General features: G+C 66.5%; 14 protein-coding genes, 3 tRNA genes and 1 pseudogene. 16 read left to right on the forward strand and 2 right to left on the reverse strand.

The window, feature by feature from the left end:
* Both Q0741_RS12675 and Q0741_RS12680 read left to right on the forward strand, forming a co-directional pair.
* Positions 1-329 (forward strand): exodeoxyribonuclease VII large subunit (locus Q0741_RS12675; RefSeq protein WP_298233569.1); only part of this gene is annotated, 329 nt, incomplete at its 5' end.
* 120 nt (positions 330-449) lie between these two features.
* Entirely contained in the window at positions 450-1,034 is a 585-nt protein-coding gene (locus Q0741_RS12680) for a Fe-Mn family superoxide dismutase (protein ID WP_298233570.1), read from the forward strand.
* A gap of 81 nt (positions 1,035-1,115) precedes the next feature.
* Here Q0741_RS12680 and Q0741_RS12685 read toward each other — a convergent pair whose 3' ends face one another.
* Positions 1,116-1,583, reverse strand: coding sequence for a DUF192 domain-containing protein (locus tag Q0741_RS12685; protein ID WP_298233571.1), 468 nt, complete (start codon positions 1,581-1,583; stop codon positions 1,116-1,118).
* 70 nt (positions 1,584-1,653) lie between these two features.
* Here Q0741_RS12685 and Q0741_RS12690 point away from each other — a divergent pair, with 70 nt between their 5' ends.
* From Q0741_RS12690 to Q0741_RS12725, 8 genes and pseudogenes are all read left to right on the forward strand, one after another.
* Entirely contained in the window at positions 1,654-3,933 is a 2,280-nt protein-coding gene (locus tag Q0741_RS12690) for a cation-translocating P-type ATPase (RefSeq protein WP_298233572.1), read from the forward strand.
* Between the two features lie 6 nt (positions 3,934-3,939).
* A pseudogene (gene ccoS / locus Q0741_RS28895) lies at positions 3,940-4,074 on the forward strand (cbb3-type cytochrome oxidase assembly protein CcoS); the annotation flags it as partial.
* An 89-nt stretch (positions 4,075-4,163) separates the two neighbouring features.
* Positions 4,164-5,603 (forward strand): cytochrome-c oxidase, cbb3-type subunit I, encoded by a 1,440-nt coding sequence (gene ccoN / locus Q0741_RS12700; protein ID WP_298233574.1) that lies wholly within the window; start codon positions 4,164-4,166, stop codon positions 5,601-5,603.
* Positions 5,604-5,624: 21 nt separating this feature from the next.
* Entirely contained in the window at positions 5,625-6,242 is a 618-nt protein-coding gene (ccoO, locus tag Q0741_RS12705) for a cytochrome-c oxidase, cbb3-type subunit II (protein ID WP_298233575.1), read from the forward strand.
* 20 nt (positions 6,243-6,262) lie between these two features.
* The gene (locus tag Q0741_RS12710) at positions 6,263-6,454 is read left to right on the forward strand and encodes a CcoQ/FixQ family Cbb3-type cytochrome c oxidase assembly chaperone (protein WP_298233576.1); all 192 of its coding nucleotides are present in this window, start codon (positions 6,263-6,265) and stop codon (positions 6,452-6,454) included.
* Positions 6,454-7,380 (forward strand): cytochrome-c oxidase, cbb3-type subunit III, encoded by a 927-nt coding sequence (gene ccoP / locus Q0741_RS12715; protein WP_298233577.1) that lies wholly within the window; start codon positions 6,454-6,456, stop codon positions 7,378-7,380. The genes Q0741_RS12710 and ccoP overlap by 1 nt, the downstream gene beginning before the upstream one ends.
* A 142-nt stretch (positions 7,381-7,522) precedes the next feature.
* The gene (locus Q0741_RS12720) at positions 7,523-7,813 is read left to right on the forward strand and encodes a nitrogen fixation protein FixH (RefSeq protein ID WP_298233578.1); all 291 of its coding nucleotides are present in this window, start codon (positions 7,523-7,525) and stop codon (positions 7,811-7,813) included.
* A gap of 51 nt (positions 7,814-7,864) precedes the next feature.
* A complete protein-coding gene (locus Q0741_RS12725; RefSeq protein WP_298233579.1) occupies positions 7,865-8,140 on the forward strand; it encodes a hypothetical protein in 276 nt (91 codons plus the stop codon).
* An 86-nt stretch (positions 8,141-8,226) separates the two neighbouring features.
* On the opposite strand, the gene fnr is transcribed toward Q0741_RS12725, so the two are convergent.
* Positions 8,227-8,964 carry a fumarate/nitrate reduction transcriptional regulator Fnr gene (fnr, locus tag Q0741_RS12730; protein WP_298233580.1) on the reverse strand — a complete coding sequence of 246 codons (738 nt, stop codon included), beginning with the start codon at positions 8,962-8,964 and terminating at the stop codon, positions 8,227-8,229.
* Between the two features lie 176 nt (positions 8,965-9,140).
* On the opposite strand from fnr, the gene hemN reads away from it, so the two are divergent.
* From hemN to Q0741_RS12760, 6 genes are all read left to right on the forward strand, one after another.
* Positions 9,141-10,550 (forward strand): oxygen-independent coproporphyrinogen III oxidase, encoded by a 1,410-nt coding sequence (hemN, locus tag Q0741_RS12735; protein WP_298233581.1) that lies wholly within the window; start codon positions 9,141-9,143, stop codon positions 10,548-10,550.
* A gap of 65 nt (positions 10,551-10,615) precedes the next feature.
* Complete coding sequence (locus Q0741_RS12740) at positions 10,616-11,314, forward strand: sulfite exporter TauE/SafE family protein (RefSeq protein ID WP_367184111.1); 699 nt, start codon at positions 10,616-10,618, stop codon at positions 11,312-11,314.
* A gap of 183 nt (positions 11,315-11,497) precedes the next feature.
* Complete coding sequence (gene icd, locus Q0741_RS12745) at positions 11,498-12,751, forward strand: NADP-dependent isocitrate dehydrogenase (RefSeq protein ID WP_298233583.1); 1,254 nt, start codon at positions 11,498-11,500, stop codon at positions 12,749-12,751.
* A gap of 154 nt (positions 12,752-12,905) precedes the next feature.
* Positions 12,906-12,981 (forward strand) — tRNA-Asn (locus tag Q0741_RS12750).
* 62 nt (positions 12,982-13,043) lie between these two features.
* A tRNA-Asn gene (locus tag Q0741_RS12755) sits at positions 13,044-13,119 on the forward strand.
* Between the two features lie 155 nt (positions 13,120-13,274).
* Positions 13,275-13,350 (forward strand) — tRNA-Val (locus Q0741_RS12760).
* The last annotated feature ends 34 nt before the right edge of the window (positions 13,351-13,384 follow it).

The raw sequence follows: 13,384 nt of genomic DNA on the forward strand, positions 1-13,384 counted from the left end.
CGCCGCAGCGCCTGGCCGCGCGCCTGGAGCGTGCGCAGGGCGTGCAGCGCGAGCGCGCCGCCGTGCGGCTGCAGGGCCTGGCCGCGCGGCTGCTGCGCGCACAGCAGACACAGCACCAGCGCACGCTGCTCACGTTGCAAGGCATGGAGCAGCGCCTGGCCGCCCTGGACCCGCACCGGGTGCTGTCGCGCGGTTACGCCTGGGTGACGAACGAGGCCGGCCAGCCCATCGTCTCGGCGCGGGCATTGCAGCCGGGCCAGCAGGTGCAGGCAGTGTGGAGCGACGGCCGGGCGCTGGCGCAGGTGCTGCGGGTGCAGCCGGAGGACTGAAGCCGGATGTTGCGCGCAAGGCCCTTGCACCGCCGACGCGCCGCAGCGTGCACTCCTACAATCGCCGTGGCTTTGCCGTTGCACGCTCTTTGACGTGCATCAATGAACCCAGGAGAAAAGATGGAACACGTTCTGCCCCCGCTGCCCTACGGCTACGACGACCTCGCCCCGCACTACAGCCGCGAGACCCTGGAGTACCACCACGACAAGCACCACAACGCTTATGTGGTGAACCTCAACAACCTCCAGAAGTGCACCGAGTTCGAGAACATGGCCCTGGAAGACATCATCAAGAAGTCCTCCGGCGGCATCTACAACAACGCGGCCCAGATCTGGAACCACACCTTCTTCTGGAGCTGCATGAAGCCCAACGGCGGCGGTGAGCCCAAGGGCGCGCTGGCCCAGGCCATCAACGCCAAGTTCGGCTCCTACGCCGCCTTCCGCGAAGCCTTCGTCAAGAGCGCCGTGGGCAACTTCGGCTCGGGCTGGACCTGGCTGGTCGGCAAGGCCGACGGCAGCGTGGACATCGTCAACATGGGCGCCGCCGGTACGCCGCTGACCACCGGCGACAAGCCGCTGCTGACGGTGGACGTGTGGGAGCACGCCTACTACATCGACTACCGCAACCTGCGTCCGAAGTTCGTCGAAACCTTCCTCGACAAGCTGGTGAACTGGGACTTCGCGGAGAGCAACTTCGCCGCCTGAGGCCGTTGATGCCCGCGGCGCCCGGTGCGGCGCCGCTTGAGCGATGTCAAGAGGCCGATCCCCAAGATCGGCCTTTTTGTTTCACTTCGGCGTGTTGAACGGTGCGCCGCTAAGCTTCGCGCCGGCCTGGATGCCGCGCTTGGCAAACCAGCCCTGGTTCATCTCCAGCGCATAGCGCACCGGCTTGGCCGAGCAGTGAGAGTCCAGCGTCTGAGGCTTCATGTCGGCGATGTTCACCACCGTCCCGTCATCGGCCAGGAAGGCGATGGAAAGAGGCAGCAGCGTGTTCTTCATCCAGAAGCACTGCGGCGCCGCCTGCTCGAACACAAACAGCATGCCCTCGTGAGCCGCCATCTCGCGCCTGTACATCAGGCCGGTGGCGCGCTGCTCCGGGGTGAGCGCCACCTCGGCGCGGATGTTGTGCATGCCCGCGTTGAGCGTGACGGTTTCGAGCCGCTGGGGCTGGCTCTGCTGTGCGACGGCGGGCAGGGTGGTGAGTGCCAGGGCCAGCAGCCCCGTCAGGAATGCGTACGTCTTGATCTTGATCATGCCGTGCTCTGGGGTTGACACCTAGATTATCCGTGTCGTCGAGCCTGTGGCCGGCGGCTGCCCGTCGCCGATGAATGCCCCCACCGCCTCCCTGGATACCACTGCCGCACAGCCCGATCTCGCCGTACTGGACGACCCGCAGGAACAGCAGCGCTTCACGCGCTGGCGCGAGGGACGTGACGGGCAGCGCGTCGGCGAGTCGGTGCTGCGCCTCTCGGGCATGTATTGCGCCGCCTGTGCCGACACCATCGAGCAGGCGCTCATGGCCGTGCCGGGCGTGCAGTCCGCGCGCGTGAGCGCCTCGGCCGAGCGCGCGCGCATCGAGTGGGACCCATCGCGCACGCGTGTGGCGGAGATGGTGCAGGCGATCCGCCGCGCCGGCTACGACGCCGTGCCCGACGCCGCCGCGCCGGCACGCGCGCTGCGCCAGGCCGAGCACCGGCAGGCCGTGTGGCGGCTGTTCGTGGCCTGGTTCTGCATGATGCAGGTGATGATGATGGCTTGGCCGATCTACGTGGCTAAGCCGGGCGAGATGGCGCCCGACCTGTGGCAGTTGCTCAACTGGGGCTCCTGGGTTTTGAGCGTGCCCGTGGTGTGGTGGTCGGCCGCGCCGTTCCTCAAGGGCGCCTGGCGCAGCCTGCGCACGCGGCGCATCGGCATGGACGTGCCGGTGGCGCTGGGCGTGATCGTGACCTTCGTCGCCAGCAGCGGCGCGACCTTCGACCCGGGAGGCATCTTCGGCCACGAGGTGTATTTCGACTCGCTCACGATGTTCGTGGCCTTCCTGCTGGCCGGGCGCTATCTGGAGATGCGCGCGCGCCATCGCGTGGCCTCGGCGCTGGAGGAGGCGCTGGCGCGCATGCCGCAGACGGCGCAGCGCGTGCGCGCCGATGGCAGCCTCGAAGCCGTGAGCGTGCATGCGCTGCGTCCGGGCGACGTGGTGCAGGTGGCGCTGGGCGAGAGCTACCCGGCCGACGGCGAACTCATTGAAGGGCAGACGCAGGCCGACGAATCGCTGCTCAGCGGCGAGTCGCGCCCGGTGTCGCGGCAGTGTGGCGACGCGCTGGTGGGCGGTGCGGTTAACGTTGGCGCCCCGGTGCGCATGCGCGTGCAGCGCGTGGGTGCAGACACTCGTTACGAGCGCATCGTGGCGCTGATGCAGCAGGCGCTCACCGAGCGGCCCGCGCTGGCGCGCAGTGCCGACCGCTGGGCGCGGCCCTTCCTGTGGGCGGTGCTGGTGCTGGCCCTCGGCGCGGCGCTGGCGTGGAGCCTGGTGGATCCGTCGCGGGCGGTGTGGGTGGCGGTGTCGGTGCTGATCGTGACTTGTCCCTGTGCGCTGTCGCTGGCCGCGCCCTCGGCGCTGGTGGCCGCCGCTGGCGGGCTGGCGCGCCGCGGCGTGCTGCTGCAGCGGCTGGACGCGCTGGAAGCGCTGGCGCGGGTGCGGCGTCTCTTCATCGACAAGACCGGCACGCTGACCGAGGACAGGCTGGCGCTGCGCGATCTGCAGCGGGGTGCCGGCGTGGCCGATGCCGAGCTGGATGCGCTGCGCGTGGGCGCCGTGGTGCTGGCGCGCTGGTCCAGGCATCCGCTGTCGCGCGCGCTGGTGCAGACCGTGGGCAGCGACGAGGCCGTGCCGGGCGAGGGCGGATGGACTCAGGTGCGCGAGCAACCAGGCCAGGGCCTCAGCGCGCTGGACGCGCAGGGCCGGGAGTGGCGCCTGGGCCGGGCCTCGTGGGTGGCCGACGCGCCCGTGGCCGATGGCGGCGACGCACTGCAGGTGGCCTTCGGACCGCGCGGTCAGGTACTGCTGACCTTCTGTTTTGAAGAGCGGCTGCGCGAGGACGCGGCCGCAGCCATGGCCGCGCTGCGCGCCGCCGGCATCGAGCCCGCGCTGCTGTCGGGCGATGCGCCCGCGCGCGTGCAGCGGGTGGCGCAGCGCCTGGATCTGCCGGTGGCGCAGGCCGGCGCCACGCCCGAGCGCAAGCTCGAGGCGGTGCGCGAAGCGCAGGCACGTGGCGAGGTGGTGGCCATGGTGGGTGACGGTGTCAACGATGCGCCGGTGCTGGCGCAGGCGGACGTTTCGTTTGCGATGGGCGACGGCGCGCTGGTGGCGCGGGTGCACGCCGACGCCATCCTGCCGTCGCAAAAGCTGCAGGCATTGGCCGATGCGCGCAGTATTGCCGCCAGGACCATGGGGGTGGTGCGGCAAAATATCGCCTGGGCCGCGCTCTACAACCTGGCCTGTATTCCGCTGGCGCTGGCCGGCTGGCTCCCACCGTGGGCCGCCGGCTTGGGCATGGCAACGAGCTCACTGCTCGTGGTGGGCAACTCGTTGCGCCTGGCGCGCTGAGGGACGATGGAAATCCTGTACCTGCTCATTCCGATGTCGGCGCTGCTGGTGCTGATGATCATCGGCGTGTTCGGCTGGGCCTTGCACGGCGGGCAATTTGACGATCTCGACCGAGAGGGCGAGCGCATCTTGAATGCGGATGGTGAAGCGTTGACGGGGGTCAAGCTTGAAGAAAGCACGGCCCCGAACAATGCGCACCGGGTGGATTCTCACTAAGAAGGAGGCCAGTGATGGCTCAAGCGGCGCAACCGGGAAGACCGGTATATAGCGACGCCCCCGTGCGATTGTTCGCACTGGCGGCGGTGCTTTGGGGTGTGGTCGGCATGTTTGTGGGCGTGTTCATCGCCGCGCAGCTTGCCTTCCCTGATCTGACGTTCGGCATTCCCTGGCTGAGCTACGGGCGCTTGCGTCCGCTGCACACCAACGCGGTGATCTTCGCCTTCGGCGGCTGCGCGTTGTTTGCCACGTCCTATCACGTGGTGCAGCGTACCTGCCAGACGCGCCTGTTCGCGCCGGGCCTGGCGATGTTCACGTTCATCGCCTGGCAGGTGGTGATCGTGCTGGCCGCGATCTCGCTGCCGCTGGGCTACACCTCCGGCAAGGAATACGCCGAGCTGGAGTGGCCGATCGACATCCTGATCGCCGTTACCTGGGTCTCCTACGCCATCGTGTTCTTCGGCACGGTGGGCATCCGCAAGGTGCGCCACATCTACGTGGCCAACTGGTTCTTCGGCGCCTTCATCATCGCCGTGGCCCTGCTGCATATCGTCAACAGCGCCGCGATCCCGGTGAGCCTGACCAAGTCCTACTCGGCCTACGCCGGTGTGCAGGACGCCATGGTGCAGTGGTGGTACGGCCACAATGCCGTGGGCTTCTTCCTGACCGCGGGCTTCCTGGGGATGATGTACTACTACATCCCCAAGCAGGCCGAGCGCCCGGTGTACTCGTATCGCCTGTCGATCGTGCACTTCTGGGCCCTGATCTTCACGTACATGTGGGCGGGTCCGCACCACCTGCACTACACCGCGCTGCCCGACTGGACGCAAAGCGTGGGCATGATCTTCTCGCTGGTGCTGCTGGCGCCGAGCTGGGGCGGCATGATCAACGGCATCATGACCCTCTCGGGTGCGTGGCACAAGCTGCGTGACGACGCGATCCTGAAGTTCCTGATCGTTGCGCTGTCGTTCTACGGCATGTCGACCTTCGAAGGTCCGATGATGTCGATCAAGACCGTCAACGCGCTGTCGCACTACACCGACTGGACCGTGGGCCACGTGCACTCCGGCGCTCTGGGCTGGGTGGGCATGATCTCGATCGGCTCGCTGTACTTCCTGATCCCGCGCATGTTCGGCCGCAAGACGATGTACAGCACCCGTGCCATCGAGCTGCACTTCTGGGTGGCCACCATCGGCATCGTGCTCTACATCGCCGCGATGTGGATCGCCGGCGTGATGCAGGGCCTGATGTGGCGCGCGGTCAACCCCGACGGCACGCTGGTGTACAGCTTCGTCGAGAGCGTGAAGGCTTCGTATCCCTTCTACATCATCCGCATGCTGGGTGGTCTGCTGTACCTCACGGGCATGGTCATCATGCTGTGGAACACGATCATGACGGTGCGTAGCGGCAAGGTCGTCGAGACGCCGGTGCCCATGGTGACGGCTCACGCCTGACTGGATTGAGGAAAGACCGACATGGCACACGCAAATCCGACTGGTCACGAGAAGATTGAGACCAGCAACTTCCTGATGATCGTGCTGATCCTGGTCACGGTCGCCTTTGGCGGCCTGACCGAGATCGTTCCGCTGTTCTTCCAGCACAGCACGACCAAGCCGGTGGAAAACCTCAAGCCGTACACGGCGCTGCAGCTCGCGGGCCGGGACGTCTACATCCGCGAGGGCTGCTACAACTGCCACTCGCAGATGGTGCGTCCCTTCCGCGCCGAGACGCTGCGCTACGGCCACTACTCCACGGCCGGCGAGTTCGTCTACGACCATCCCTTCCAGTGGGGCTCCAAGCGCACGGGTCCGGACCTGCACCGCGTGGGCGGCAAGTACAGCGACGACTGGCATCGCATCCACCTGATCAACCCGCGTGACGTGGTGCCCGAGTCCAACATGCCGGCCTATCCGTGGCTGGAAAACGCGGCCCTCAACCCGGCTGACGTGGCGCCCAAGATGACGGCGCTGCGCAAGGTGGGCGTGCCTTACACCGACGACGAGATCGCCAAGGCGGCCGACGAGGTCAAGGGCAAGACCGAGCTCGATGCGGTCGTCGCCTACCTCCAGGTGCTGGGCACCGCTCTGAAGTAAACCAGCCCGGAGCCTTAGCGATGGACTTCGACATCAATGTCCTGCGCAGCGCCGTGACGGTGTTCAGCTTCATGCTGTTCCTCGGCATCGCGTGGTGGACGTGGAGCAAGCGTCAGCTTTCCCAACACGAAGCGGCGGCCCAGCTGCCCTTCCTCGAAGAGGACGGCGAGCCCGTCGCTGCGGCAGCGGCCCGCTTCCAAGGGAGTAAGTAATGAGTGATTTCATCAACAGCGGCTGGTCCTGGTACGTGATCGCCATCGTCGTGGGCGGACTTGCGTTCTGCATGTTCGTGCTGATGGTGGCGAGCAAGCACAAGCCCATGGCCAGCGACAACACCACCGGCCACCTCTGGGACGAGGACCTGCGTGAACTGAACAACCCGCTGCCGCGCTGGTGGCTGTGGCTGTTCATCATCACGGTGGTCTTCGCGGCCATCTACCTGGCGCTGTACCCCGGCCTGGGTTCGAGCAAGGGCGCCTTCAACTGGAGCAGCCGCGGCCAGTACGAGGCCGAGCAGGAGAAGGCCCGCGCCGCCATGGCGCCGGTCTACGCCAAGTACGTGGGTATGACGGCCGAGCAACTGGCTCAGGATCCGGCGGCCATGGGCATCGGCGAGCGCCTGTTCGTCAACACCTGCGCCGGTTGCCACGGCTCGGACGCGCGCGGCAGCAAGGGCTTCCCCAACCTGACCGACGATGACTGGCTGTACGGTGGCGACCACGACAAGATCAAGGAAACCATCTCCACGGGTCGCCAAGGCATGATGCCCCCGATGGCCGCGGCCATCGGTGGTGGCGAGAACGTGCGCAACGTCGCCAACTACGTGCTGAGCCTCTCGGGCAGCCCGCACAACGCGGTCTACGCGCAGCTGGGCAAGGAGAAGTTCACCGCGGTGTGCGCCGCCTGCCACGGTGCCGACGGCAAGGGCATGCAGGCCATGGGCGCGCCCAACCTGACCGACAAGATCTGGCTGCACGGCTGGGGTGAGCAGGCGATCATGAACATGATCAACAACGGCAAGACCAACGTCATGCCGGCACACGCCAGCCGCCTGAACCCCGAGCAGATCCATGTGCTCGGCGCCTATGTCTGGAGCCTGTCCCACAAGGGCGGTGCCGCCACGACGGCGCAGAAGTAAGCAAGCGGTACGACCTCCGGAGGCTCATGGCGGCATGAGCTCTCCGCCGAGGTGCTGATGCATCAACACACGCGCGCCAGGCCGGTTTCCGGCTCTGGCGCGCGGCGTTTTTTGGGCCCTGACGGCCTAGGAGCAGGAATCCATGGATCGCAAGACCGATCAAGAGGCGGCCGGCGGCCAGCGTGTGCCCTGGTGGCGCGTGCGCATGATGTGGCTGGTGGTGGGCGGGCCGTTGGCCGTGGTCGTGGCCGCCATCGTGACGGCTGTCATCGCCATCCGCGGCGCGGACGAGGTGGTGGGCTCCGGCGCGGCGCCGCAGTCGCAGCAGCCCGCCGAGGATGCCTCCTCGGGCGATATGCGCCCCGCCCTCGAAGCCCGAAACAAGGCCGCCGCCGAGGCGGCCGCGGCCAAGGCCTCTTCGGGTCAACGCTAGGGCAGGGCGCGCCGCGAACGCGCAAGAATGGTCCGCAGGAGGTGATCGGACATGTCGACAACCCCTCGCGTGCTGACGGTGATGATGGTGGCCTGGCCTTCGTTCCTGATGGCCTCGGTGCTGGAGATGCTGGTGTTCGCACTGGTCGATCCGCACGACCTGCAAGGTGCGGGCGGCATCCCGCTGGAGCTTTCCGCCACCAGCGTGTACTCCCTGGCCTTCTTCCTGTTCTGGGCCGTGATCGCTGCGGCGGGTGCCCTGGAGCACTGGCTCTCGACGCCCCCGGGCGGCACCCGTTCCACGATGCGCGGCGTCCACGGACACTGAATCCGCAAGACGCAAGCGCAAAAAAGCCGATGGCGCCTTCGAGGCGCCATCGGCGTTTCTGAGAACCTGTTCTCGAAAATTCCGGCTCAGCAGGCCGCGCCGTTGACGAGTTTCTGCAGGCCGGCCTGGTCCACGATGCGGATCTGGCGCTGCTTGACCTCCAGAAGACCTTCCTCCTGGAACTTCGAGAAGGTGCGGCTGACCGTTTCCAGCTTGAGGCCCAGGTAGCTGCCGATTTCCTCACGCGTCATGCGCAGGATCAGCGACGAGGCGGAGAAGCCGCGTGCCTGCAGGCGCTGCGTGAGGTTGAGCAGGAAGGCTGCCAGCCGCTCTTCGGCACGCATGCTGCCCAGCAGCAGCATCACGCCATGATCGCGAACGATTTCACGGCTCATGATCTTGTGCAGCTGGCGCTGCAGGTCGGAGAACTCGCGCGAGAGCTCTTCGAGCTGGCCGTAGGGGATCACACAAACCTGCGAGTCCTCCAGTGCCACGGCATCCACCGTGTGTCGCTCGCTGCCGATGCCGTCGAGCCCCAGCAGTTCGCCGGCCATCTGGAAGCCCGTGACCTGGTCGCGCCCGTCCTCGGCCGAGACGCAGGTCTTGAAGAAACCCGTGCGCACCGCGTACAGCGACTGGAAGGCGTCGCCGGCGCGGAAAAGGGTGTCGCCGCGCACCACCGAACGCCGCGTCGCCACCATGGTGTCCAGGTGCTCCAGGTCGCTGCGCGACAGGCCCACCGGCAGGCACAGCTCACGCAGGTTGCAGCTTGAGCAGGCAACCTTGAAAGGCTCGGTGCGGATGGGCGGCAGTGTGCTGTTCATGGTGCTTCGCGTCGTTGAGGCGGCACAGCCCGGCGATTGGGCGCAGGAGTCTTCGGAGTGATCGTCGGTCTTCAACATGATATGCCTCAATAACAAGCACCATTCTTGGCTTCGGTGCGGCTTGCCGGCTTGAGGCACATCAAGCTCTGATGTGCCGAGTTTGGCAAAGTCTCTCCATGCTAAGCGATACCTCCACCACCGGGCCCATCCTGACTGAAAGCCTGCTGCGGCGCCTGGACGTGCCGGGGCCCCGCTATACCTCTTATCCGACCGCCGATCGCTTCGTGGAAGCCTTCGGCCCGATCGAATACCGCCAGGCTCTGGAGCAGCGCGCCCAGGGTGCCACGGTGGGCGGCACGCCGCCCTTGTCGATCTACGTGCACATCCCGTTCTGCGAATCGGTCTGCTATTACTGCGCGTGCAACAAGGTCATCACCAAGCACCATGAGCGCGCCGAGGAATACCTGCGGGCGCTGGAAGCCGAGATCGGACTGCACGTGGCCGTACTGGGCAAGGGCAAGGCGGTGTCGCAGCTGCACTTCGGTGGCGGCTCGCCGACCTTCCTGTCGGACGCCGAGATCGAGCGGCTGATGACCGCGCTGCGCGATGCCTTCCGCATCGCACCGGGGGCCGAGCTTTCCATCGAGGTGGATCCGCGCACCGTCACCGCGCAACGCCTGGAGCACCTGGCACGCCTGGGTTTCAACCGCCTGAGCTTCGGCGTGCAGGACTTCGATACCGAAGTGCAGAAGGCCGTGCACCGCGTGCAGTCTTACGAGAGCGTGCGCGACCTCGTGGCCAGCGCCCGGAGCCTGGGCTTCGAGTCGCTCAACGTCGATCTGATCTACGGGCTGCCCAAGCAGACGCCCGTCTCCTTTGCCCGCACGGTGGAGTTGGTGGGCGAGCTGCGGCCGGACCGCATCGCGCTCTATGCCTACGCGCACCTGCCGGCGCGCTTCAAGCCGCAGCGCCGCATCGATCCGGCCGAGCTGCCGCCGCCCGGCGACCGGGTCCAGATGCTGGGCAGCGCCATCCAGGGCTTCCTGGGCTTCGGCTACACCTACATCGGTATGGACCACTTCGCCCTGCCGGGCGACAGCCTGGCCGCGGCCAAGCGCCAGGGGCGGCTGCACCGCAACTTCCAGGGCTACAGCACGCAGCCCGACTGCGACCTTATCGGCTTGGGCGTGTCGGCCATCGGCCGCATGGGCGCCACCTACAGCCAGAACGCCAAAACCCTGCCGGAGTACTACGACGCCGTGAACCAGGGCCAGTTTCCCGTGGTGCGCGGCCTGGCGCTCACGCGCGACGACCTGGTGCGCCGCGCCGTGATCATGGCCCTCATGTGCCAGGGCCGGGTGGAATTCGAGTCCATCGAGCTGGCGCACCTGGTGAGCATGCGCAAGTACTTCGCCACCGAGCTCGAAGCGTTGCAGCCGCTGGTGGACATGGGCTTGGTGGAGATCGAGCCCGAGGCGATCCAGGTCACGCCGCGGGGCTGGTACTTCGTGCGCGGGGTCGCCATGGTGTTCGACCGGCATTTGCGCGCCGATCAAACGCGCGAGCGCTTTTCGCGGATCATTTGAGGCTTCGCCCGCATTCCCCCTCGCAGTAACTCCCTCGTCTTCCGGTCATGGATGCCGCCCTCGTCTTGAGCGCCCTGCTGATGGGCCTGGCCGGATCGCCCCACTGTGTGGCCATGTGCGGCGCGGCGTGTACTGCGCTGGCCGGACGCTGCGGGGCAGGGCGGCCGCAGCAGGCGCTGCTGGGCTTTCACCTCGGCCGGCTGCTGGGCTATTCGGCCGCCGGCGCGATCGCGGCGGGCAGTGTGTCGCTGCTGGCGCAGTTCTCGCAGTTGACGCCGGCCCTGCGACCCCTGTGGACGCTGGTGCACGTCGCGGCGCTGGGGCTGGGCGTATGGTTATTGGTGAAGGGCAAGCAGCCCGAATGGATCGAGAACCTCGGTCGCGGTACGCGGCTCGCGCCGGCGGCGGCCTCCGCGGCGGGTGCAGGCGGATGGCAGCCGATGCTCGGTCCGCTCAAGGCCGGGCTGGCCGGTACGGCCTGGGTGGCCTGGCCTTGCGGGCTGCTGCAGTCGGCGCTGGTGGTGGCGGCGCTGGGCCATCAGGCGGCTTCCGGTGCGCTGATCATGGCCGGCTTCGCACTGGGTTCCTCGCTGGGCCTGTGGCTGGGCCCGGCGCTGTGGTGGCGGCTGGGCGCGCCGGGTTCGCGCTGGCTGGCCTCGGGCGGCTGGGCCGTGCGCCTGGCGGGCCTGGGCCTCGCGGGCGCATCGGCCTGGGCGCTGGGCCATGGGCTGTGGCAGCGCATCGCCGACTGGTGCGCGAGCTGAAGGCAGCACCGGGTCTTCCCCAGGGGCAGGGAACGAACGCTGTCAACTTCGCGTCAACCTCGACTGCAATGCTGTTTCGGTTTCGTCCAAGGAGTCTCAAGTCTTATGTAAGACATAGGACTCAGGACCGCGTCGAATAGAATCGCGGTCTCATTCCACAACCCCACGCCGGAGCGAGTTTTCATGTACCAGCACATCAAGGTGCCCGAGGGCGGGCAGAAGATCACCGTCAACGCGGACTTCTCGCTCAACGTCCCCAGCAACCCGATCATTCCTTACATCGAAGGTGACGGCACCGGTTTCGACATCACGCCGGTGATGCTGAAGGTGGTGGACGCTGCAGTGCAGAAGGCTTATGGCGGCGAGCGCAAGATCCACTGGATGGAGGTCTACGCCGGTGAGAAGTCAACGAAGGTCTATGGCCCTGACGTGTGGCTGCCGACCGAGACGCTCGACGTGCTGCGCGAGTACGTGGTGTCGATCAAGGGCCCGCTGACCACGCCCGTGGGTGGCGGTATCCGCTCGCTGAACGTGGCGCTGCGCCAGGAGCTCGACCTCTACGTCTGCCTGCGCCCGGTGCAGTACTTCAAGGGCGTGCCCAGCCCGCTGAAGGAGCCTGAGAAGACCAACATGGTCATCTTCCGCGAGAACTCGGAAGACATTTACGCCGGCATCGAATACGAGGCCAAGAGCGAGAAGGCCCAGAAGCTCATCAAATTCCTGATCGACGAGATGGGCGTCAAGAAGATCCGTTTCCCCGAGACCTCGGGTATCGGCATCAAGCCCGTGTCGATCGAAGGCACCGAGCGGCTGGTGCGCAAGGCGATCCAGTACGCCATCGACAACGACAAGCCCAGCGTGACCATCGTCCACAAGGGCAACATCATGAAGTTCACGGAAGGCGGCTTCCGTGACTGGGCCTATGCGCTGGCCAAGCGCGAGTTCGGCGCCGTGGAGATCGACGGCGGCCCGTGGTGCAAGTTCAAGAACCCGAAGACGGGCAGGGACATCATCATCAAGGACTCGATCGCCGACGCCTTCCTGCAGCAGATCCTGCTGCGCCCGGCCGAGTACTCCGTGATCGCCACGCTCAACCTTAACGGCGACTACATCTCCGACGCCCTGGCCGCGCAGGTCGGCGGCATCGGCATCGCCCCGGGTGCGAACCTGTCCGACTCGGTGGCCTGCTTTGAAGCCACGCACGGCACGGCGCCGAAGTACGCCGGCAAGGACTACGTGAACCCCGGTTCCGAGATCCTGTCGGCCGAGATGATGCTGCGCCACATGGGCTGGACCGAGGCGGCTGACCTGATCATCAGCTCCATGGAGAAGTCGATCCAGTCCAAGAAGGTGACTTACGACTTCGCCCGCCTGATGGAAGGCGCGACGCAGGTCTCCTGCTCGGGCTTCGGCCAAGTGATGATCGACAACATGTGAAGTCCGCGCCCGGCGCCGTTGGGCGCCGGGCCGGTCGTCCAGTTGCAGCAGGCTTATGCAATGAGCCTGTGCGGTCCGCAAGGAACCGTCAGACAAAAAAAGTGATGAAATCGCTTGCCAGGTCTGAAATCCTTGCTAGAATCTCAGCTTCTGTTCCCCGATAGCTCAGTCGGTAGAGCGACGGACTGTTAATCCGCAGGTCCCTGGTTCGAGCCCAGGTCGGGGAGCCAAACAGAAAACCCAGTAGTGCCGAAGAAGCGCCGCAAGCACTTGGTGCAAGTGGTGATTCAAATCCCCGATAGCTCAGTCGGTAGAGCGACGGACTGTTAATCCGCAGGTCCCTGGTTCGAGCCCAGGTCGGGGAGCCAAATACTGAAAAATGCCCGCAGCCGCGGGCATTTTTCTTGGAAATCCCGGTTGCGGCCAGTTTGGCCGCCACGGGTCCGCGGCAATACGCGCTTGGCCAGCAGGGCGTCCGGAGGACGCCGCCGACGCGGTTACACTAGCGGTTTCGGTCCGACGGGGGTGCTTAGCTCAGTTGGTAGAGCGGCGCCCTTACAAGGCGTAGGTCGGGGGTTCGAACCCCTCAGCACCCACCACCCCGCGGCGGCTCAAGGGCCGGCTCAGCAGATG

This window comes from uncultured Azohydromonas sp. (assembly GCF_937926365.1).
In the GTDB taxonomy this organism is placed as follows: domain Bacteria; phylum Pseudomonadota; class Gammaproteobacteria; order Burkholderiales; family Burkholderiaceae_C; genus Azohydromonas.